The sequence below is a fragment of the Actinosynnema sp. NPDC023794 genome, assembly GCF_040639675.1.
Classification (GTDB): Bacteria; Actinomycetota; Actinomycetes; order Mycobacteriales; family Pseudonocardiaceae; genus Actinosynnema; species Actinosynnema luteola.
Map to the genome: position 1 here is coordinate 26,904 of NZ_JBFAFR010000040.1, position 20,433 is coordinate 47,336.

19 protein-coding genes and 1 tRNA gene are annotated in these 20,433 nt (G+C 69.7%); 6 read left to right on the forward strand and 14 right to left on the reverse strand.

Annotated elements, in window-relative coordinates; all coding sequences use genetic code 11:
- The first annotated feature begins 97 nt into the window (after positions 1 to 97).
- On the forward strand, positions 98 to 445 hold the full coding sequence (locus AB0H12_RS40730; protein WP_499630680.1) for a hypothetical protein: 348 nt from the start codon (positions 98 to 100) through the stop codon (positions 443 to 445).
- 336 nt (positions 446 to 781) lie between these two features.
- On the forward strand, positions 782 to 1,021 hold the full coding sequence (locus tag AB0H12_RS40735) for a hypothetical protein (RefSeq protein WP_230566319.1): 240 nt from the start codon (positions 782 to 784) through the stop codon (positions 1,019 to 1,021).
- 150 nt (positions 1,022 to 1,171) lie between these two features.
- Here the strand turns inward: AB0H12_RS40735 and AB0H12_RS40740 are convergent, their stop codons facing one another.
- From AB0H12_RS40740 to AB0H12_RS40750, 3 genes are all read right to left on the reverse strand, one after another.
- Complete coding sequence (locus AB0H12_RS40740) at positions 1,172 to 1,375, reverse strand: cold-shock protein (RefSeq protein WP_015105489.1); 204 nt, start codon at positions 1,373 to 1,375, stop codon at positions 1,172 to 1,174.
- Between the two features lie 213 nt (positions 1,376 to 1,588).
- Positions 1,589 to 2,416 (reverse strand): glutamate ABC transporter substrate-binding protein, encoded by an 828-nt coding sequence (locus AB0H12_RS40745; protein ID WP_499630683.1) that lies wholly within the window; start codon positions 2,414 to 2,416, stop codon positions 1,589 to 1,591.
- Between the two features lie 166 nt (positions 2,417 to 2,582).
- Positions 2,583 to 3,419, reverse strand: a complete 837-nt coding sequence (locus AB0H12_RS40750) for an oxygenase MpaB family protein (protein WP_499630686.1) — start codon at positions 3,417 to 3,419, stop codon at positions 2,583 to 2,585.
- A 128-nt stretch (positions 3,420 to 3,547) separates the two neighbouring features.
- Here AB0H12_RS40750 and AB0H12_RS40755 point away from each other — a divergent pair, with 128 nt between their 5' ends.
- A complete protein-coding gene (locus AB0H12_RS40755) occupies positions 3,548 to 4,066 on the forward strand; it encodes an excalibur calcium-binding domain-containing protein (RefSeq protein WP_499630688.1) in 519 nt (172 codons plus the stop codon).
- Between the two features lie 127 nt (positions 4,067 to 4,193).
- Here AB0H12_RS40755 and AB0H12_RS40760 read toward each other — a convergent pair whose 3' ends face one another.
- From AB0H12_RS40760 to AB0H12_RS40780, 5 genes are all read right to left on the reverse strand, one after another.
- The gene (locus AB0H12_RS40760; protein ID WP_499630691.1) at positions 4,194 to 9,041 is read right to left on the reverse strand and encodes a DNA repair ATPase; all 4,848 of its coding nucleotides are present in this window, start codon (positions 9,039 to 9,041) and stop codon (positions 4,194 to 4,196) included.
- A complete protein-coding gene (locus AB0H12_RS40765; RefSeq protein WP_499630694.1) occupies positions 9,038 to 11,035 on the reverse strand; it encodes a flotillin family protein in 1,998 nt (665 codons plus the stop codon). The genes AB0H12_RS40760 and AB0H12_RS40765 overlap by 4 nt, the downstream gene beginning before the upstream one ends.
- Entirely contained in the window at positions 11,035 to 11,616 is a 582-nt protein-coding gene (locus AB0H12_RS40770; RefSeq protein WP_499630697.1) for a hypothetical protein, read from the reverse strand. Before AB0H12_RS40770 ends, AB0H12_RS40765 begins: the two co-directional genes overlap by 1 nt.
- 80 nt (positions 11,617 to 11,696) lie before the next feature.
- On the reverse strand, positions 11,697 to 12,887 hold the full coding sequence (locus AB0H12_RS40775; protein ID WP_499630700.1) for a hypothetical protein: 1,191 nt from the start codon (positions 12,885 to 12,887) through the stop codon (positions 11,697 to 11,699).
- A gap of 48 nt (positions 12,888 to 12,935) precedes the next feature.
- Positions 12,936 to 13,481, reverse strand: a complete 546-nt coding sequence (locus AB0H12_RS40780; protein WP_499630702.1) for a TetR/AcrR family transcriptional regulator — start codon at positions 13,479 to 13,481, stop codon at positions 12,936 to 12,938.
- A 57-nt stretch (positions 13,482 to 13,538) separates the two neighbouring features.
- On the opposite strand from AB0H12_RS40780, the gene AB0H12_RS40785 reads away from it, so the two are divergent.
- A complete protein-coding gene (locus AB0H12_RS40785) occupies positions 13,539 to 14,510 on the forward strand; it encodes an FAD-dependent monooxygenase (protein WP_499630704.1) in 972 nt (323 codons plus the stop codon).
- Here the strand turns inward: AB0H12_RS40785 and AB0H12_RS40790 are convergent.
- The gene (locus AB0H12_RS40790; protein ID WP_499630707.1) at positions 14,507 to 15,364 is read right to left on the reverse strand and encodes an exodeoxyribonuclease III; all 858 of its coding nucleotides are present in this window, start codon (positions 15,362 to 15,364) and stop codon (positions 14,507 to 14,509) included. The two genes, AB0H12_RS40785 and AB0H12_RS40790, sit on opposite strands and share 4 nt — an antisense overlap.
- A gap of 156 nt (positions 15,365 to 15,520) precedes the next feature.
- Here AB0H12_RS40790 and AB0H12_RS40795 point away from each other — a divergent pair.
- Positions 15,521 to 15,596 (forward strand) — tRNA-Lys (locus tag AB0H12_RS40795).
- A gap of 64 nt (positions 15,597 to 15,660) precedes the next feature.
- Here the strand turns inward: AB0H12_RS40795 and AB0H12_RS40800 are convergent.
- The 3 genes from AB0H12_RS40800 to AB0H12_RS40810 form a co-directional block, all read right to left on the reverse strand.
- Positions 15,661 to 15,978 (reverse strand): site-specific integrase, encoded by a 318-nt coding sequence (locus tag AB0H12_RS40800; protein WP_499630709.1) that lies wholly within the window; start codon positions 15,976 to 15,978, stop codon positions 15,661 to 15,663.
- A 92-nt stretch (positions 15,979 to 16,070) separates the two neighbouring features.
- A complete protein-coding gene (locus tag AB0H12_RS40805) occupies positions 16,071 to 16,406 on the reverse strand; it encodes a hypothetical protein (protein WP_499630712.1) in 336 nt (111 codons plus the stop codon).
- A complete protein-coding gene (locus AB0H12_RS40810) occupies positions 16,403 to 16,732 on the reverse strand; it encodes a hypothetical protein (protein WP_499630715.1) in 330 nt (109 codons plus the stop codon). Before AB0H12_RS40810 ends, AB0H12_RS40805 begins: the two co-directional genes overlap by 4 nt.
- Before the next feature lie 176 nt (positions 16,733 to 16,908).
- Here AB0H12_RS40810 and AB0H12_RS40815 point away from each other — a divergent pair, with 176 nt between their 5' ends.
- Positions 16,909 to 18,357: a helix-turn-helix domain-containing protein gene (locus tag AB0H12_RS40815; RefSeq protein WP_499630718.1), complete on the forward strand. Its 1,449-nt coding sequence runs from the start codon at positions 16,909 to 16,911 to the stop codon at positions 18,355 to 18,357.
- 11 nt (positions 18,358 to 18,368) lie between these two features.
- Here the strand turns inward: AB0H12_RS40815 and AB0H12_RS40820 are convergent, their stop codons facing one another.
- Positions 18,369 to 19,016, reverse strand: a complete 648-nt coding sequence (locus AB0H12_RS40820; RefSeq protein ID WP_499630789.1) for an HAD family hydrolase — start codon at positions 19,014 to 19,016, stop codon at positions 18,369 to 18,371.
- A 93-nt stretch (positions 19,017 to 19,109) separates the two neighbouring features.
- Positions 19,110 to 19,919, reverse strand: a complete 810-nt coding sequence (locus AB0H12_RS40825; protein ID WP_499630721.1) for a hypothetical protein — start codon at positions 19,917 to 19,919, stop codon at positions 19,110 to 19,112.
- Positions 19,920 to 20,433 lie beyond the last annotated feature (514 nt).

The following is a 20,433-nucleotide window of genomic DNA, read 5'->3' on the forward strand; positions in this document are numbered from 1 at the left end:
GAGTGATTCAGGGGCGACGCAGCGTCACTTTCCGTGTAGGCCACTTGGTGTCAAGCGGCGCGTGATGTGCTTGACGCGAACGAGGAGGGTGCAACCCATGACCGAACCGGTACCGGGGCAGACGCCGGAACCAGCGGCGACGGACGACGCGATCACCACGCCGCCGCCCGCAGGCGAGCCCGAAACCGACGAGCCGGGACCCGCGGCGGGCGAGCCCGGCGCCGCCGGGGCCGACGAGCCGCAACCGGCGGCGGCGAACCCGCAGGAGCTGTTCGGCAGCCTGTCGCTGTCGGCGATCGAGGCGGACATCGACCGGCTGATGAGCGACAAGATGAGCCAGCTCGACGGGATGCTCGCGGGGCTGGAGGACCTGGTGCAGCGACTGGAGGGCGAGATCACCAACCTCGAAGCGCCACCGGACGAGTCCGATACCCCCAAGGGGTAGCACCCCAGGCGCGGCCAACGGGCGAAAACGGGCTGAGCACAGGGTTCGAGCCATCGACTACCTGAAGATTTCGGCCCAACCCACTCCCCAGGCCCACGTGCGCGTGCAACAATCCGAATTGCTGACACACCCCCGGTCAGCGCCTGTGGAGATCCCCTCCGGCCCCCGCGTTCCTCCCCCTGGCGCGGGGGCCTCTCCATGCACACATCTGTGACCCAGGCCACAGTGTGGCCGGTTCCGCAATCCAACCGTTATCGTGTCGCCGTGCCTCTTGGATCCCTTGGACGGTCGAAGTCGGGCCGGCATCGCCCGCCCGCGCGTGAACAGGAAGAAGCCGTGCCCGCCGACGAGGAGCTGGAGTCGTACCTGGCCGCCCTCGCCCCGGAGACGACGGACCCGGAGACGACGGCCGGCACGAGCTTCGGCACCGCGCAGGTCTACCAGCTCCGCCTCCAGCTGATGGCGAACGAGCAGCTGAAGGAACTGGCCGCCGAGCGGCAGACGTCTCCCCAGGCGCTGGCCACCGAGTGGGTCATGCAGCGGCTGGAGTGGGAAGCCCGCCAGCGCGGCTACTAGCCCAGCGCGGCTACCAGCAGCGACCCGCGCCCGACGACGAAACGCCCCGGCACCCGAAGCCGGGCCCGAACGCGAACAGGCCCCCGACCATCCCGGTCGGGGGCCTGCGCCGTTGGTGCGGAAGAGGTGAATCGGAACGACCTGCCGCGATCAGACCTTGCGCACGTTCTGGGCCTGCGGACCCTTGGTGCCCTGGCCGATCTCGAACTCGACCCGCTGGTTCTCCTCCAGGGTGCGGAATCCCTGGCCCTGGATTTCCGAGTAGTGCACGAAGACGTCCGGCCCGCCGTTCTCCTGGGCGATGAAGCCGAAGCCCTTCTCGGAGTTGAACCACTTGACAGTGCCCAGTGCCATGTACCTGCCTCCATCGCAGGAAAGCTTGGGGCTGCACCGTGCAGCCCCGGCCGTCCCGGGGCGTTTCCCCCACCGCTCAGGGTGGGGACGGCACGCCCGCGTGTCGTTCCGCGAGCGTGAGACACGAACACAGAAACCACGGCCTGCGTGGCTGAGCGTATCGGTTGGTGACGCCCAGCACTACACCCCCGAAGTCATTGGTCCACCGGACAGCTACTTCTCCGTCACCTTGGGTGGTTCCGGCAGTTGCACGTCGGCCTGACCGATGTTGCGCTCCAGCGCGGACCGCCACTCGCCGGAGCCGACCATCTTCTCGATGGCGGCGCTGACGTCCGACCGGCCCTTGGTGTCGCCCTTGGCCAGGCCGATGCCGTACCGCTCGGTGGTGAACGGCGCGCCGACCAGCTTGAGCAGCTCGGGGTTCTCCGCCACGTACCCGGCGAGGATCACCTCGTCGGTGGTGACCGCGTCGACGTTGGCCGCGAGCAGGGCGACGACGCAGTCGGAGTACTGGCCGTACTCGACCAGCTGCACGTCCTGGGCGAACTGCTCCTTCACCTTCTGCGCGGACGTCGAGCCGGTGACCGAGCACAGCTTCTTGCCGTTGAGCGTCTCGGGGCCGCTGATCTCGTCGTCGGTGAAGCGGACGAGCACGCCCTGGCCGGTCTCGAAGTACGGGCCGGCGAAGGACACCTGCTCCTTGCGCTTGTCCGTGATCGAGTAGGTGGCGACGACGAAGTCCACCTCGCCGCCGGCGATCAGCTTCTCGCGGTCGGCGGAGCGCGCTTCGCGCCACGTGATGCCGGATTCGTCGACGCCGAGCTGGGCGGCCACGTACTTGGCGACGTCCACGTCGAAGCCGACGTACTTGCCGTCGAGCCTGCGCTGGCCGAGGCCCGGCTGGTCGAACCGGATGCCGATGGTCAGCTCGCCGTCGTCGGCCTTGCCTGCCAGGGTGTCGTCGCTCGCGCCGCCACACGCGGCGATCAGGGAGAGGGCCGCGACCAGCGCGGTCGCGGGCAGCAGTCGTCGGAACAGCATGAGGTGCGAACCTCTCGGGGTGCTCGGGGGAGCGGCGCGGATCGACGCGCCGGACGTTGGCCATGCTAAGCAAACCGAGCGGACCTCCAGATGCGATAAAAGTCGCAGTGGTCCATGCCACTACGCCGTACGGACCAATCCGCGATGTGAGTCCGCCTACTCCCGGCTAGGACGGGAGGAGCGCTCGCCTCGGCGCAACACGCAGGCCAAGCCGCCGTATCGCTTTGTTCACGTGACCTTCGGGCACGCCCCAGCGGATCGGTGCGGGCACCATGAGCGCGGCGGCCCGGACGGCCCGCAGCAGGGCCGTGGCGGCGGGCTCGGGGTACGGGCGGTGGCCGTGCAGGGCGACGGCCCACGGGGGCAGCACGGAGTACGCGAGGTGGCCGAGCAGCGGCTCGTAGGCGTCCAGGCTGAGGCGCAGCACGCCGTCCAGGGGCGGGCGGTGCAGGAACCGGTACACCACTTCGGAGTCCGGGGTGCGCTTGAGCTCGAGCAGCGTGGCGGCGAAGTACTCGGCCATCTCCCCGGCGCTGCCGGGCACCTCGTCCTCGTGCAGGCCGACGAGGGCGGCGGTGCGGCGTTGCTCGGTGTAGTAGCGGTCGGCCTGGGCGTCGGTGAGGCGGTAGCCGGCCCGCCGCAGGACGGTGAGGAAGCTGTGCACCTCGGCGCAGTGCACCCACAGCAGCAGCTCGGGGTCGTCGATGCGGAAGCTCCGGCCGGCGGCGTCCTTGGCGCGCAGGGTGCGGTGCACGCCCCGGACGCGTGCCGCGGCCCGTTCGACCTCTTCGGTGGAGCCGTAGCTGACCGTGCCGACGAAGTCCGCGGTCCGCAGGAGGCGGCCGATCGGGTCCTGCTGGAAGGCGGAGTTCTGCACGACGGCCGCGACGGCGCGCGGGTGCAGCGCCTGGAGGTAGAGGCTCGTGATGCCGGCGACCCACATGGCGGGGTCGGCGTGCAGCTGCCAGGTGACGGTTCCCGGCCCGAGCATCCCGACGTCCACCACTCGATCGTGTCATGGCGTGCCGTTTCCGTCACCCCTCGCGACCTGCCGGAACAGGCTGGGGCGTAACGCCTTCAGCGGTGGGGACGATTCCACGTGACACCGCGGAGCCTGGAACGGGTGTTGGGATGAGCAGTGGCAGGAGTGTCGCCTTCGCCGGCGTGGCGCTGTTACTGGCGACGGGTGCTCTCGTGACGCTGGCGCTCACGGTGAACGAGCCGCGGCCGGTCGACGCGCGCCAGGTGCACCTGAGCCCGGTGGAGCCCGGCGTGCTCAGCGCCACGTACACGACCACGCTGGAGATCGCGCGGTCGACGACGGTTCCCGTGGTGGTCCTGCCGCCCGCGCAGCGGCCCGCGCCGCCGATCACCACGGTCAGCACCGTCCCCGTGACGACGACGTCCGAGCCGCCTCCGTCGTCCAGCCCGCCGTCGAGCACGACGTCCACGCGTCCGTCGTGGGGCGACAACTGCGACCACTCGTACGTGACCGACGGCGCTTGCGTGCCGTGGCGGTTCCCGCGCGGTGTGTCGCGGCCGTGCCAGTGGCTGTACGAGCAGGGCATCACGCGCATCGAGGTGGTCGGCTGGGACCGCCACTACCTCGACCGGGACCATGACGGGATCGCCTGCGAACGTGCCGACTGACGGTCCGCGCCGACCTGGGCGTTGAACTCGGGGGTCCTGAACGCAGGACACGCGGGACCTGAACGTACGACACGCGCGTTCTGAACGTAGGACTCTCGCGAGAGTCCTACGTTCAGCGGCGGTGAGTTCAGCGGTCGGCCAGGCGGTCCAGGGCGGTGCCGACGCGGTCCGTCAGCAGCGAGAGGGCGCCGACGGTGCGGGTGGTCGGGTCGTCGGTGGAGCCGCCCAGGGCCTGGGCGCGGACGTAGGACTCCTTGACCTCCGACCAGCGGGCCGCCTGGGCCCGCGTCAGCGTGCCGCGCAGCTCGGCCAGCTTCAGCAGGTTCGCCTCGGCGCCCGAGGTCAGCGTCTGGGCTTCGCCCGCGTAGTGGTCGTCGATCACGGCGGCCAGCTCGGCGTCGTTCATCACCGGCACGACCTTCTCCGCCAGCTTGTTCATGTTCCGGTAGGAGCCCTGGAGCTGGAACGGCGGCTCGACGCGCGAGGCGTCGGACTGGGCGGCCGAGGCGATGTACGCCTGGTTGTTCGCCAGCACGACCTCCTGCACGCGCAGCAGCTTGCGCAGCACGGACAGCACCTGCTCCAGCTCGACCGACGAGTACGCGTGCGCGAGCCGGTCGGCCCGCACGTCCTCGCCCCGCGCCATCCGCACGAGCAGCTCCACGTCGCCCCGGTCCCGGGTCGACAGCGGCGCGAGCACCGGGTTCGACGTCAGCGCGTTCTCGATGTAGCTCAACGCGAACAGGTCCTCGCGCCCGGACAGCACGTCGCCCAGGTTCCACACGTCGGCGCGGTTGGCGAGCATGTCGGGGATCCGGAACCGCCGCCCCGACTCGGTGTACGGGTTGCCCGCCATGCACACCGCGAACCGCTTGCCGCGCAGGTCGTAGGTGCGCGTGCCGCCGTCCCACACGCCTTCCATCCGCCGCTGCGCGTCGCACAGCGAGATGAACTTCTGCAGCAGCTCCGGCGACGTGTGCTGGATGTCGTCCAGGTACAGCAGCACGTTATTGCCCGCCTCCAGCGCGAACGAGATCTTCTCGACCTCCTGCCGCGCGGTGGCGTTCGGCGCGTCCGCCGGGTCGACCGACGTCACGTCGTGGCCCAGCGACGGGCCGTTGACCTTGACGAACACCAGCCCGAGCCGGTTGGCCACGTACTCCATCAACGTGGTCTTGCCGTAGCCGGGCGGTGAGATGAGCAGCAGCAGGCCCATCTGGTCGGTGCGCTTCGAGTCGCCCGCCGCGCCGAGCTGCTTGGCGAGGTTGTCGCCGATCAGGGGCAGGTACACCTCGTCGAGCAGCCGGTTGCGCACGAACGCGCTCATCACCTTCGGCTGGAACTCGTCCAGGCGCAGGCGCGCGCGCTCGGCGGCCACGACCTCGTTGCGCCGACGCTGGTAGGCCCGGTAGGCGGGCACGCGTTCCTCGCGGAACCGGCGCGTGCGGGTCAGCAGCTCGTCCAGCCGGATCTCCAGCTCGCGGTCGGCGATCCGCGGGTGCGTGCCGAGCAGGCCGTCCGCGGTGGCCGTCAGCTGCGCCGACGACTCGTGCCGCGGCAGGTCCCGGCACAGCTCCAGCGCCACCGCTTCCGGCAGGTCGGGGTCGGCTCTGCCGCCCAGGAACGCCTCGTACCAGCCCTCCACCAAACGCCGCCGCACGTCCAGGTCGCTGAACGCCCGCAGGTCCTCGTCGAACTCCTTGCGCCCGCCCAACGCCCGGTGGAACGCGTCCACCAGAGCGCGCGCTCCTGCGCTCGTCGCGAACCCGAACGGCGCGCTGCACAGCTCCTCGAACAGGTACTCGCCGGCCAACGGGTCACCGGCCGCCCCGGACAGCTCGGCGCACAGCTCGTCGATCGCCGCCGTGTGCCCGAACGCCTCCCGCGCCCGACCCAGCGACGCCGCCCGCCGCTCGATCAGGGCCCGGTCGGCCTCGTCCGCCGAAGCCCAGAACAGCTGCGCCGCCGCACGCGCGGACGGCGGGTACCGCAGCACACCCGCGCCCGCGTGCAGCCGCAGCACCACGTCGAGGATCCGTGCCGCGTCGTGGTCGTGCACGCCGCGCTCGTAGCCCTCGTCCAGCCGCGACTCGGCCACCTGCCGCACCAGGTCCGGCAACCGGTCCTCGGTGACGGCGGCGTGCAGCCCGTCCAACGGGTGCGTGGCCAGGATCGACGTGGCCAGGTGCTCGGCCCGGTACACCTCGGCCGTCTCCGACACCAGCAACTGGTCCCAGAACGGCCTGGTGTCCGCGAACGCGGGGTCGCGCACGGGCGAGCGGAAGTCGGTGCCGGTGATGGCGAACGCGAGCTCGCCGTCCTTCGGCACCAGCGTCAGGTCGACGGGCTGGGTGTTCACCGCGAACCGGTGCCTGCCGAGCCGGATCGTCTCGCCGTCGAACAGGTCCAGCCGGTCGCGCAGCGAGCGGCCCGCCTCCTGCCGCGCGGCCAGCACCCGGCCGTCCAGCTCCTCGGCCCGCACCTGGTCGCCGAGCGTCCGCAGCTCCTCGGCCACCGAGCGGATCTTCGCCACCATCGGGTCGGACGCGAAGTACGTGTTGACCTCGTCCAGCGACGCCAGCGACGCGACCCGCCTCGTCACGCTGACGAGGATCCGGTCGGCGGAGGACGCGAGCCGGTCGGCGCGCCGGGCCCGGTCGTCCAGCAACGCCTGCTTGCGCGACGAGAACGCCTCGTAGACGTCGGTCCGCTTGTCGCCGAGCCGGGTCAGGAAGTCGTCGAACTCGCCGAACCGCGACTCCAGGTTCTCCAGCTGCAGCAGCAGCCGACCCAACTGCTCGTCGCACCGCTGCGGCGTGTCCGCCACCGCCAGCGCGCCGGTGATCGCCTGGCCGAGCAGCGCGAACTCGGCGGCGAACTCGGCCCGGCCCTCGGTGGCCAGCAGGGCACGCCTGCGACCGTCCACAGTGGCCCGTGCCCGGTTCAGCCCGCCGAGCACCTCGCCGATGCGCTCCAGGATCGACGTGCGCACGGTGGCGTCGGCGATGTCGAGCGAGCCGACGACCTCGGTCAGCACCTCCAGGCCGCGCTGCCGCTGCGCCAGCTCCTCGACCACCGGCTCGGCCTCGGCGACCGTGCCGATCGCGTCCGCCGCGCCGACCAGCGCCTCGACCTGCTCGTGGTAGCCCGCGAGCGCGTCGTCACGCCGCAGGTGCTCGACCGCGCGCCGCGCCGTGCCGCCCAGCTCGTCGTCCAGCGACGCCACCAGGGCGTCGATGCGCGCCACGTCGGCGTACCGCATCTCCTTCAACGTCACCAGGTGCCCCTGCGCCTGCCGAAGGTCGGCCAGCTGCCGCACCCACGCGTCGGCGGTCGTCGGCACCTCTCCGCGCACCCGGCGGAGGATCGAGGCGATCCGCGCGTCCGCCTCGGCCACCGCCGTCGCCGCCTGGTCGGTCAGCGCCTGCACGGTCTCGAACTCGTCCAGCACCTGCTCGGCCGTCGCCCGGACCTGCGTCAACGGCGTGCGCAGGTCTTCCAGCTCCGGCTCGCCGAGCCAGTGGTAGGCGTCGAACACCCTGGTGCACGAGGAGATCAGGTCCTCGAACACCGGCACGGACGGCGCCATCTCGCCGACCATCCGGCTCACCGACAGGCAGTCGGAGATGCCGCGCACCAGGTCGGCGTTCCCGACCCGCTCCAGCGGTCCCGTGCCGACGGGCTGCGCGGCGGCGTAGGCGTCGGACAGGTACGGCGTCTGCCACACCTGCATCGGGTGCACGCGGGTCGGCTCGTCGCTCATCGCGCGGAAGACGACCAGCGTGCCGTCGTCGAACAGCGAGTACCCGTGGCACGACAGCGGGTTCGCCACTTCCTTGCGGATCACGTTGTACGGCAGCAGCAGCGACCGGCCGTCGCGGCGGGCGTGGAAGACGTACAGCACGTCCTCGCCGTTGGTGGAGCGGATGACCCGCTCGAACTCCAGCTCGTCCACCGGGGTGTCGAAGGTCTTGTTCACGCCCGTGGCCAGGTAGTAGCCGCCGGGGAAGATCAGGCCCTGGTCCTCGGGCAGCCGCTGGCACGCCTGGCCGATGCCGTCGAGCCGCACCACGGACCGGGTGCGCGTGTTGAACACCAGGTGCCGCCACGCGGTCTCGTTGTACGGGCGGATGCGCAGCAGGATCAGCGAGCCGACCCGCGCGTACTGCACCTCGCCGTCGGCCAGCGACTGCAGCGGCTCGTCCACCGGCTCGGTGTAGACGCCCTCGCCGGTCTCGGTGTTGTTCTCCACCTTGATCGTGAGGTCGCCGCCGATGGTCTCGACGAACACCTCGTCCTCGATCGAGATGTGCGGGTGCCGGCCGAGCACGTGGTGCTCGCGGCCGGTCACGACCCACTCGAAGTCGTGCGAGGGCGGGAACACGTGGTCGCGCTCGCCCCGGTTGTCCAGGTACTTCACCGTGCCGTCCACGTCGACCTGCCAGCGCAGCACCCGGATGTCGCCGATGCGGGCGCCGGTCTGGAACACCGCCAGCAACCGGCCCTCGACCCGGCGCAGCTGGATCAGCCTGGTGTCGCGGTAGTACCGGTACAGCTCGGCGAAGTCGCGCTCGAACTGCGGGTCGCGCAGCAGGCCGGGCAGCTCGTCGTCGGCCGGATCGCCGGAGGTGGCGTCCTCGAACCGGAACGCGTCGCCGTCGCGGGTGAAGCGGTGCAGCGAGAACACGTCGTCGACCGTCGTCTCCGGCTTGAGGCCGATGAAGACGTTGTAGCCGAACAGCATGAGCCCGGCGACCTGCACCACGTCACGCGGCACGCAGTTGTGCTCGGTGCGGATGCGCTCGGTGCCCAGCAACGTCAGCTCGGCACTGCCGAACGCCTCCAGCCGGCGCGCGTTGAGCGCTTCCGCCCGGCGGGCGAGCCCGGCGGCCTGCTCGGCCAGCCGGGCCCGCAGCACCTCGTAGGTGCCCGCTTCCAACGTCGCCGCGGGCGCCGCCTCCACTGGCGCCGTCACGACAGCGAGGCGACCGGCCGCTCGGCCACGCCGAGGCGCTGCGCGGCGGCCAGCAGCTCGCGCAGCTTGCCCTCGTCCGGCCCACCGGAGTTGATCAGCTTGAGCAGCAGGGCGGACACCGTCAGGTTCTTCACGTCACCGGTGCTGATCGAGCCGAGCAGCCTGCCGATGTCGTCGGTGAAGCTCGCCGACCCGTTCAGCCACGGCCCGGCGAGGGTCTGCGCGACCTCGGAGTGCCCGACGAACCCGTCGACCTGCTTGCCCATCGTGATGGCGCCGACGATCCGGTCGAAGAACACGCTGTCGCCGCCGACGATGTCGATGTCGGCCTTCTCCAGGCCCGCGGCGAGCACCAGCGCCTGCGACTCGGCCACCTGCCGCTGCACGCCGAGCCCGGCCAGCCGGACCTCCTTGTCGGCCTCCAGCCGCAGCCGGTACTCCTCGTGCTCGCGGGTGGCGTCGTCCAGCGCGGCCATAGCGCCCGCCTTGTCGGCCAGGCCCTCGGCCTCGCCCTTCAGCTTCTCGCGGATCGCGAGCGCCTCGACGAGCGCCTTCTCCTTCTCCACCACGGCCTCGGCGCGGCCGACCTTCTCGATCGCCTCCGCGTCGCGCTCGCGCACCTGCACGTCGGCGAGACCGGCCGCCGCCGCCTCCGCCTGCTTGCCCTCGGCGAGCCGGATCATGGCGCGGGTGTCCAGCTCGGCGGCCTGCTGCCGCGTCTCGGCGAGCAGCAGTTCCTCGCGTGCCTTGAACTTCGCGGCCTGCTCCGCGGCCTCGGCCGCCTTGATGTCCTTGACCAGGCCTTCCTGCGCCTCGGCCTCGGCCCTGATCACCACGGTCTGGCGGTGCCGCTCGGCCTCCTCGACCACGCGCAGCCGCTTGATGATCTCCTCCTGCTCGGCCACGGTCTTCTCCACCGCGATGCGCTCGCGCACCACCTCGGCGATGGACCGCTTCTCGGCCTCCAGCTCCTTGTCCGCGGCGATGCGGGACAGCTCGGTCTCCCGCTCCCGGCCGATGACCTCCAGCATCCGGTCCTTCTCGATGCGCTCGGTCTCGATCGCGATCACGCGTTCGCGGTTCTTCTCCGCCACCGCGATCTCGCGCGCCTTGTTCTCGCTCTGGATGCCCAGCTGCTCGTCCGTGCGGATGTGCGCGGTGTTCGACTTGAGGCGTTCCTCGGCCTGCACCTTGGCGATCTCCGCCTCCTCGCGGGCCCGCATCGTCTCGACCTCGCGCTTCTGCTTGATCTCCGCGTCCGCCTGGCGGCGCTCCAGCTCCAGGATCGCCTCGCGCGCCTCGACGTTCTGGCGCGTGATCTCCTTCTCCTCGTGCCGGGTGAACTCGTTCGTCCGGACGTGCTCGATCGCGGTCAGCTCGGTGATCTTGCGGATGCCCTGCGCGTCGAGGATGTTCGACGGGTTGAGCTGCGCCATCGGCGTCTGCTCGAGGTAGTCGATCGCCGCGTCCTCGAGGCTGTAGCCGTTGAGGTCGGTGCCGATGACCTGGATGATCCGGTCGCGGAACTCGTCGCGCTTGGTGTAGAGGTCGATGAAGTCGAGCTGCTTGCCGACCGTCTTCAACGCCTCGGAGAACTTGGCGTTGAACAGCTCCTGGAGCGTCTGCTCGTCGCTCGCCCGCGCGGTGCCGATGGCCTGGGCGACCTTGATGACGTCCTCGACGGTCTTGTTGACCCGCACGAAGAACGTGATCCGGATGTCGGCGCGGATGTTGTCCTGGCAGATCAGGCCTTCCTGGCCGGCGCGGCGGATCTCGATGGTCTTCACCGAGATGTCCATGATCTCCGCGCGGTGCAGCACCGGCAGCACCACGGCGCCGGTGAACGTGACGTCCACCTTGCGCACCTTGGAGATGATCAGCGCCTTGCCCTGGTCGATCTTGCGGAACAGGCGGCTGATCAGGATCAGCAGGCCGATGACGACGACCAGGACGACGGCGACGAGAATGCCGAAGCCGGTGGTGATGACGTCCATCAGTGGTCCCCCCGTGTGAGAGTCGGGTCGTGTCCGATTTCGAGGGACGCGACCCAGAAGAACTCGCCGTCCACGTCGTAGTCGAAGATGAGTGCGGTGGTGCCCGCGGTGAGCGCGTCCGTGCCCGGTTGGCGCACCTGCACGACGGCCGACGAGCCGTCCGCGGCGGTGACTTCCGCCTGACCGAAGGTCTGCGTGACGCGGCCCGTGCGGATGACGCAGGTGCGGCCGATGAAGTCCAGGCGCGAGGCGGGCGGGTCGGCCGGGAACAGCCGCTTCAACGGCGTCATCGCCAGCCGCGTCAGCACCAGGCCGACGGCGAGCGACCCGCCGAGCACGCCGGTGCCCGCGAGCACCGAAGCCGGTTCGAGGACGACGACGCCCGACAGGCAAGCGAACCAGGACACCGCGATCAGCAGGGAGACGCCGAGGGTCGCCGGCACGCCACCGACGTCGAGCTCGACCCAGTCCGCGTCCGCCGCGCCGAAGGCGACCAGCAGCCAGAAGGCCACCACGATCACCAGCAGGACGCTGAGCGGGGCGACCGGGAATCCCAGCGACGCCGCGAAGAACTCCCCCATGTACCCCCCTTTCGCGGGACCTTAACCCGTTTTCGGCGGGGAACCGCGGGGAATGACTCAACGCGGTCGGACCACCCCGGTCAGTACACGAGCAGGCCGGACACCTTGGTCGACGGGTCGCCCGCGTGGCCGACCACGCCGCCGTCGGCGAACGGCGCAGTCCGAACGCCCATGCCCGCGAAGCCCTGGTCGGTCACGAACCAACCCCACGTCGTCAGCCACGGCCGGTCGTCGCCGGGCACGACGTCGGGCGTCGGCCGCACGCGTTCCTGCACGACGCAAGGCTGTCCGGCCAGGTCGTCCAGCAGCTCGACCCATTCCCTGTCGGTCATGAGCCAGCCGGGGTGCACGCCCACCGCCTTGACGGTCAGCTTCTCCCGGTCCGCGCGCAGCCGGTCGCGCGGCACGTCCCGCACGTGACGCGTCCACGGCACCAGCCGGTCCACCAGCGCCTTGTCGTCGTCGGTCAGCACCTCGCGGTGCTCGGACAACAGGGCGAGGGTCGACCTGCTGCCGTAGTAGCAACTCGACAACGGCGTGTGGAGCTCGGTCTTGTGGCCCTTGGCCAGGACGTCCGCGTGACCCACGGCTTGCGCGGCGGAGAAGTACCGCACCACCACGTCCAGCTTCGTGCCGCGCAGGTGCAGGAAGCCGTTGCGCTCGGTCACCTCGTGCAGCTCGCCGAGCAGCACGTCGACGCCCAGCCGGGCGCACGTCTCCTTGAAGCTCGCGAAACCCAGGGGCATCCCGCCCTCCGCGAGGAACGCAACGGTGCGGTCGCGACCGACGGCGTCGAGCAGCTTCTCGATCGGGTTGTAGCAGGCCAGCTCGTGCTCGCGCACGAACGGCTGGAAACCGGGGTCCTCGTGGATGACGCGGGCCAGTTCGCCGAGGTCCGGGCCGTCGACCTGCGTGCCCGCGTTGATCCCCAGCAGCCGGAACCCGTCGCCGACCCGGTGGATGTCCGCGCGACCGTGCATCGGCGGGCGGTCGGAGCCCATGATCGCGGCTTCCTCGGGCGGGATGCCCAGGGCGTCCGCGAACCGGGTGAAGCTGCCGTCGAACACCTTGCGCGGCAAGGAGAAGAGGAGCTCGAAGAAATCCATCACGTCCGCCGCGACGCGGTGCGCGGTGTACTCCTCCAGGAAGAACGGCCGGTCGACCAGCCGGTGCGCGTAGGCGGCGCGCAGGTGCGGCGGCAGGTCGAGCCGGCCCATCACCCCGTGCAGGCTCTCGTCGTCCAGGTACGCCTGCGTCACGTGGTCGGTCACCGTCGCCGCTCCTCGGGTCGTGGGTCGGCGCACATGATGGCGGAGCGGTCAGCCCGCGAGGACCCCCCGGAGCACCGTGCGCAGCGCCGCGGCGGGGTCGAAGCGTGGGTTCGGGTTCGCGAGCTGGTTGGCCAGCAAGCCGTCGATCACGGCCAGGAGCAGGGCCAGGTCGGCGGGAGGGTCGGCCGCGCCGAGGCCGGCGATCAGGGGCAGGGCCCAGCTCCCGATCTCGCGGTGGGCCCTGTCCACGTCGCCGCGCAGTTCGGGGCGTTGGGCGACTTCGACGAACAGCGCGTGGCGCGCGAGCGTGAGGACGCGGTCCTCGGCCAGGCGCTCGACCAGCGCGCCGACGGCGTCGGCGAAGGCCTCGGGGGTGGCGACGTCGCCGGCCACGCTCGCCCACAGCGCGGTCTCGTGCTCGAGGAGGCGGCCCAGGACGGCGCCGATCAACGTGTCGCGGGTGCGGAAGTGGTTGGACGTGGAGCCCTGCGGCAGGCCGGCTTCGGTGTCGACGGCGCGGTGGGTGAGCTGGCGCATGCCGCCCGTGCCGAGGACGCGGATCGCGGCGTCGAGCACTTGCTGTTGCCTGGTCATCGACCAGCACACTACACCCGTAGTGTTTGTCACTACAGCTGTAGTACGGTGTGCCGCATGGGACTTCGGCGCGCAGCGGTGATCGGTGGAGGGGTCGGCGGCCTGGCCGCGGCCATCGGGATGCGGCGGCACGGGTGGGAGGTGGACGTGTTCGAGCGTTCGGCGGCGTTGCCGGACGTCGGCACGGGGCTCGGGATCTGGCCCGACGCGGTGGCGGCGTTGGACCGGTTGGGGTTGGGCGACGCGGCCCGGCGCGTCGGGCGGCGGCAGGCGGACGGGGTGGTGCGGAAGCCGGACGGGACGGTGATCGGGACCATCGCGGCGAGTTCGGTGCACCTGCTGACGCGGCCGGCGTTGCTGGGCGTGCTCGCGGGGGCGTTGCCGGACGGGGTGGTCCGGTTCGGCACGCCGGCGGGCTTGGCGGACTGCGCCGGCTACGACGTGGTCGTCGGCGCGGACGGCATCCACAGCGCGGTGCGCGGCGAGCTGTTCGACGCATCGGTCCGCCGGTCGGGGGCGGTCGGTTGGCGCGGCACCGTGGACATCCCGGTCGACGCGGGCGGCGAGACGTGGGGGCGTGGCGGCAAGTTCGGCCTCACGCCACAGGCCGACGGGCGCACCAACTGGTACGCGATGGGGTCGGACCTCTCGCAGTTCGCGGACTGGCACGACCCGATCCCGCGCGTGCTCGCTTCGGCCACCGACGTGCTGCGGCACGAGCTGCTGTTCCTGTCGCCGTTGCCGAGCTACACCTCCGGGAGGGTGGCGCTGCTCGGCGACGCCGCGCACGCCATGACACCGGACCTCGGGCAGGGCGCGTGCCAGGCGATCATCGACGGTGTGGTGCTGGCGGAGTGCCTGGCGGGTGATGACGTCGACGCGGGGTTGCGGTCGTACGACTCGAAGCGCCGCCGGGTGACGCAACGGCTGGCCGCGCGGTCGCTCCAGCTCAACCGGCTGGCCCGGATGCGCCGGTTCACCGGTGTGCGCGACGCGGGTCTGCGGGTGGCGTTGGCGTTCGCGGGTTAGGACTGCGGGAGCTTCACCGCCTTGCGGGTGCGCGGCGCGGACGGTGGCGGCACGACCGGGCCGATGTCGCCGTCGGGCGCTTCGTCCAGGTCGACGATCACGGGGGCGTGGTCGCTCGGCCCGGTGCCCTTGCGGGCGTGCCGGTCGACCCAGGCGGCCTCGACCCGCGCGGCGACCGGGCCGGACGCCAGGACGAGGTCGATGCGCATGCCGAGGTCCTGGTGGAACATGCCGGCGCGGTAGTCCCAGTAGGTGAAGACCCGCTCGTCCGGCCACCGGTCGCGGACCACGTCGTGCAGCCCGATCGCCCGCAGCGCCGCCAGCGCCTCCCGTTCGGGCTCGGTCACGTGCGTGTGGCCCACGTAGGCCGCCGGGTCGAACACGTCCGCGTCGGCGGGCGCGATGTTGACGTCGCCGCAGACCAGGGCGTCCCGCGGCCCGGCCGCCACCACGTCCCGCAACGCCGCCAGCCAGGCCAGCTTGTAGTGGTAGTGGTCGGAGTCCGGCGTCCGCCCGTTGGGCACGTAGACGGAGTGCACCCGCACCCCACCGCAGGTGGCCGCCACCGCCCGCGCTTCGGGGTGCGGGAACCCGGGCCCGTCGGCGAGGCCGTCGACCACGTCGTCCAACCCGACCCGCGACAGGATCGCGACACCGTTCCACCGGCCTTCGCCGTGCGCCGCCACCTCGTACCCTCGGCCGGACAACTCGTCACCGAGCAGGGCCGCGAACGCGTCGTCCGCGAGTTTCGTCTCCTGCAGGCAGACCACATCGGGCTGCCTCTGGTCGAGCCACGGCAACAACCGCGGCACCCGCTGCTTGACCGAGTTCACGTTCCACGTAGCCACCCGCACGTCCCCACCGTAGTCCGCGTGCGGCGCCCGGACGCACCGCCAACCCCCTGACCAGCACTTCTGCGCGCGGTGCGCGGCGGAACGTGACGCCACCCACACCACCCGGTCGACCACCTGGCTCACCGGGAGCCCCGGTCTCGGTAAGCTGTCGGCCACGGGCTGCTAGCTCAATTGGCAGAGCAGGAGACTTTTAATCTTCGGGTTCAGGGTTCGAGTCCCTGGCGGCCCACCAGACTCGCTGGTCACGACGATCTGTCGGAGGCCGAGCTACTTCGAAGCCCTCATTTACCCCTCACTTACGGGATGACCGCCCCGAGCGCGTCCGCCGCCGCACGACCGGGTGACCGGCGGCCCATGTAGACGTCCTGCGTCATCGACGGCCGGGAGTGACCGAGCAGGTCCGCGATCTGCCTCGCCGTCAAGCCGGCCTCATCGAGCAGCGTCGTGACCGTCCGCCGAAAGGTTCGGAAAGTCACCCATTCGTAGCCGGTTCGGGTGATGAACGGCTTCCATGCACGATTGCGGACGTTGGTTGCTTCACGGATCGTGCCGGTCGAACTGGAGGAGATCGGACCGCCGAGACTCAACGCCTTCGAGCGCCTTTCCACGAGCATGGCGGCGCACCAGTCCGGCAGCGGAATCGGTCGTCCAAAGTGGTGAAGAGGCCCGAAGTTCGCCGTTCCCGCCGAACCCCGGACCCGGACCGCTACACCGAGCAGGTAGCCACCTCCGCCGCCTCCGGACGTTCACCGACGTCGGGCAGCCACACCAGCCGCGCCCTCAACTCATTGCGCGCGCTGCTGAACAGGTGCAGTGCGTTCTCCGGCTTGCCCAGACTCATGCGGGAGTGGTCGTGAACCGCGAAGACCTCCGCACGGTCCTCGAAGGCGAAGCCCCACCCGACGACCCAGCCGTCCAGGCGTTCACCGAACTCCTGCACCACCGCGAACACCCGCGGCGCGGACGTCACCGCCATCATCTCCAACAGTGCCGCGAACTCCGCTTCACCACACAACGGCTTCAAGCCGTCGACCTCACTCACCGGCCGGCTTCCTTCGCGTCGTCGCTGACGGGAACCGTCAGCGCGTTCACCTCGTCGGGCGTCGTGCCCACCAAGGCACTCAAGTGCTCGAAGTCCAGCGGCGCGAGCTGGGTGAGGGCTTCGCACCGGTCGGCGAACTGCGTAGCCGACTCGGCCAGCTCACGCGCGAAGCTGATCGCGAGCTGCGCCCCGCCCTCGCGTCCGGCGATCTGCACCGTCAGCCGCGCGTCACCGGACGTGATCACCAGGGACGGATGCCCCTGTGCCCGTTCCACCAACGCCGACTCGGCGTCCTCCTCCGGCTGGAGGAGCAAGTACATCCCCATCGGTTCGACCTCCGTGTACACCTGGGACTTGCTCGACCAGATTCACGCGGAAGGAAGACCGATCCCATACCAATGACTGATCGGATATCGCCGTCACCACTAACCGCAGGTCAGCCCGGTAATCGGCGAGTTACACTCCGAAGTAAGCACAGCTCGACCAGGGGGTGAACGATCACGTGACCACGTCCAAACGACGCTGCCGCACGTGTGACACCTTGCTGGCCAGTGACAACCGGGGCGAACGCTGTGGCCGATGCACCGCGGCTTCTACACTCCACGCCACGACGCTGCCGCCGGAGTTCTGGGCCAAGCCCACCATCCGCGAGGCGTTCGAGTCCCGCAACATCGGCCAGGTCTTCCGCGCCTACCGCCAAGCCCAGAACCCGACCGTCCCACAAGCCACCCTCGCCGCCTGGCTCGACCTCACCCAGGGCCGCATCAGCGAAGTCGAACGCTCCCGCCGCCCGGTCACCGACCTCGATCGCCTCGAACGCTGGTGCGACGCCCTCCACGTCCCGCGTCATCTCCGCTGGTTCGACGGCACCGCGCGCGAAGTCCACGACGTCCGCAACCTGTACGCGAGCCGCACCGTCGACCCGAGCCCGGTCTACTCGCCTCACCAGTCATGGGCGCCGGTAGACCAGCCACCACCCCAGCCCGTTCAAGAGCTGGACATCGTGCAAGTGGGCATCCCGCGCCTACGCCGCGCCCTCGACATCCTCGACCTACCCGACGACGGCCCCACCCGAAGCCTTCCCGAGCTGGCCGCCGACGTCGCCCGAATGAACGAGCACCGCCTCGAAGCCCGCTACGGCGAACTCGTCCGCCACCTACCCGCCCTGATCGGCGAACTGGCCCGAGCCCGCCAACTCCTCGATCCAGCAGACCGCCGTCACGTCGCGTCCCTGCTGACCCTGGCCCTACGCGCCGCCGACGGCGTGGCCTACAAGTACCGATACTTCGACCTGTCGGCCCGCCTCATCGACCTCATGCGCGCGACAGCCAACGAGTCCGACAACCCGCTACTGCCCGCAGCAGTCGCCTACGTGCGCACCGAAACGTTCTTCGCCAGCGGCGACCTCCACACCGCCGCCCGCGCCCTCGACCACGCCGCGGACCAACTCCCCACCCGCGACCTGAAACAGGCACCTACCGCAGCCGCCTTCGGCGCACTCCACATGCGAGCCGCAGTCGTCGCCGCCCGAGCAGGCAAAGCCGACATCGCCGCCGACCACCTCCTTACCGCCCGCTACGCCGCCCACGCCACACCCGAAGGCATCTACCACGGCACCGCCTTCGGCCCGGCGTCTCTCCGCATCCACGAGCTGGCCGTTGCCGCCGAGCTGCGCGACGCAGCAGGCATCCAACGAGCGTCCACCTGGCACCCGCCAGCCGAACTACCCGCCGAGCGCCGCTCGCACTACTACATCGACCTGGCCCGCGCCCAACTCGACCTCGGACGCCACGAAGACGCCTACCTGTGCCTGCAGGCCGCCCGCCAAGCCGCACCCGAACACGTCCGCGCCCACCCACAGGTCCGCCAAGCCCTGTCGGTATTGCTGCGCACCCACCCGTCACTCAGCTCCGGCCTACTCGACCTGGCCGCTTGGGCGGGCGCTCGCTGAGCGGCTACGTCTCAGCCGCTCGCCAGGAGCTCCGGCAGATCGTGCAGTGAGTCGATCACCCAATCGGCATCCCGACGCACCAACGGGTCATCCGCCCACAGGTACCCCCACGGCCCACGCCGGATCAACGCGGTACGCAACCCAGCCGCCTTCGCCGCCACAACATCGTTGTCCCGGTGATCACCGACGTACAGCACCTCACCAGCCACCGCCGCAGGCGTCATCTCCACCACCCGCTCGAAGAACTCCGCCGCAGGCTTGGCCACACCCCACTCACCAGACGTCGCCAACCCATCCACCGGCAACTTCAACCCACGCAGCAACTCAGCCACCCGAGCAGTCTGGTTCCCCGCAACCCCAACCCACACCCCAAGCTCCTGCAACCGTGCCAACCCAGCCCGCACATCCAGGTACAGGTCGCTCTCCTCGATGCGCTCCCCAACCCCAGCCTCCTCCCGCAACCGCCGCTCACGGGCCACATCAAACCCAGGCCGGAAGTACTGGAACGTCTCCGCGTTATCCCGCCCCGCCGCCGTCACCGCACCCAGCACCGTCGAGAACGTATGCCGAGACACCCCAACCCAGTCCGCCCAAGCACCCCACTCCCGCGAGTCGTCCAACAACGTCTCACCCACGTCAAACACTACTGCAGCAAACAATTTCACTCCGCTAGTCAATCTTTATAGTGCAACTTTGTTAATATTACATCGTCCAACTATCCCCCAGTGGGGGTGCGCCCGAATTAGTGCCACCTACTCTCCCATCGGTGGATTCACGGCATAAGTGAACATGCGGGAATCGTCATGACTTGGGACACCCATGTCATCTCGATGACGGTGAAAGCGCGACTCAGCAAGGATGTGGACGACCAGGGTGAAGTGTTCGGATACGTCATCTTCCACTACCGTGTAGCTAAATGTAACCTGGTCGCCGACGGGAACTTCGTGCTCCAAGACATCGACAAGGTACGAGCTTCGATACTTCAGAAGCCTCCATCGCACCGATTTACCGCGAGCGCCGAATGCTGAACCACTGAATGTCAGTTCGTCGCCAACTTCGACTCGCGGCCCTCCGTGTGAGCGATGTCCGTACACTCCTTCGAGACCGAAGCCATCTTTGACGCTTTCGATCAGCGGATAATAAACAGCAGAAGAATTTGCCTTACTCCGGAACAGCGAGACCTGATTCCTGATCATGCCGGCTATACCTGATATGAGTTCTCGTTCATGAGTCACCAAGTCGCGGCTGTGCGCAACCGAGTTTCGCACATCCATGATAATCCCAAAGAAGGCGTCGGTCCTACCTTTGTCATCGAAGATAGGTTTGAACTTCTCCCAGTTCTTCGAAACAAGGCCAGTGAGGTGATACGTCTCAACGTAGTCAAGCAGGTCGGACGAAACTACCGTGCCATCGCGCCTTCGCTGCTCTTCCTGTTGTCGCTCGACCAGTTTTTCCTTGTCAGGTGCACCGGTTACCGCAAGCCACTCATCGCCATCAAATATTTGTCGAATGGCTAGTCGTAGCGCGGTCTCGATAGATCGCAACGCGTCACTAGGCTCCATGTGAACACTCTATCGGGCTCCACCTACATGCTGCGTGTTCAGAGTTTCTTTTCTTCATCAAGGCGGCCCCCTTCGGGGGCCGCTAGCCGTTGGTGCTAGGCCGACGCCGAAGGACCGACGCCCCAGTAGTACGGACGCGCCCAAGCGGGCCTGGCGGCCCGCCGGCGCGCCGCCGAGGAAGGGCGCCGGTCCCGTCGTCGCCGAGGAACGGCCAGCGACCCCCGAAGGCGTCCGCAAAAGATCAAAGATGCGCTCGCCGCGCGGCAGGTCTCCAGGATGGCCGGAGGGCAGCGCACGCATGCGTGCCAGCGTGGGCCGGGGTTCGCGCCATCCCGTCGACCTCCCAGAGGGCTATCACGGTTGCCGAGGGCCTGCGAGCCTGGCACGTCGGCCGCCAGCTGACCGGTATGTCGCAGGCCCTCGGCAACCGTGATAGGGCTTCGCCAGGTCGACGGGATGGCGCGAAACCCCTCTATCGGATCAAGAACCCCGTTGTAACTGCATGTAGTCGACC

What these genes read in the sequence shown, in the direction of transcription:
- AB0H12_RS40755 (WP_499630688.1), top strand. Translation starts at nt 3,548, where the DNA reads ATGAGCAGTGGCAGGAGTGTCGCCTTCGCCGGCGTGGCGCTGTTACTG.
- AB0H12_RS40825 (WP_499630721.1), bottom strand. Translation starts at nt 19,919, where the DNA reads ATGGAGCCTAGTGACGCGTTGCGATCTATCGAGACCGCGCTACGACTA.
- AB0H12_RS40785 (WP_499630704.1), top strand. Translation starts at nt 13,539, where the DNA reads ATGGGACTTCGGCGCGCAGCGGTGATCGGTGGAGGGGTCGGCGGCCTG.
- AB0H12_RS40810 (WP_499630715.1), bottom strand. Translation starts at nt 16,732, where the DNA reads ATGGGGATGTACTTGCTCCTCCAGCCGGAGGAGGACGCCGAGTCGGCG.
- AB0H12_RS40730 (WP_499630680.1), top strand. Translation starts at nt 98, where the DNA reads ATGACCGAACCGGTACCGGGGCAGACGCCGGAACCAGCGGCGACGGAC.
- AB0H12_RS40770 (WP_499630697.1), bottom strand. Translation starts at nt 11,616, where the DNA reads ATGGGGGAGTTCTTCGCGGCGTCGCTGGGATTCCCGGTCGCCCCGCTC.
- AB0H12_RS40765 (WP_499630694.1), bottom strand. Translation starts at nt 11,035, where the DNA reads ATGGACGTCATCACCACCGGCTTCGGCATTCTCGTCGCCGTCGTCCTG.
- AB0H12_RS40800 (WP_499630709.1), bottom strand. Translation starts at nt 15,978, where the DNA reads ATGCTCGTGGAAAGGCGCTCGAAGGCGTTGAGTCTCGGCGGTCCGATC.
- AB0H12_RS40780 (WP_499630702.1), bottom strand. Translation starts at nt 13,481, where the DNA reads ATGACCAGGCAACAGCAAGTGCTCGACGCCGCGATCCGCGTCCTCGGC.
- AB0H12_RS40740 (WP_015105489.1), bottom strand. Translation starts at nt 1,375, where the DNA reads ATGGCACTGGGCACTGTCAAGTGGTTCAACTCCGAGAAGGGCTTCGGC.
- AB0H12_RS40745 (WP_499630683.1), bottom strand. Translation starts at nt 2,416, where the DNA reads ATGCTGTTCCGACGACTGCTGCCCGCGACCGCGCTGGTCGCGGCCCTC.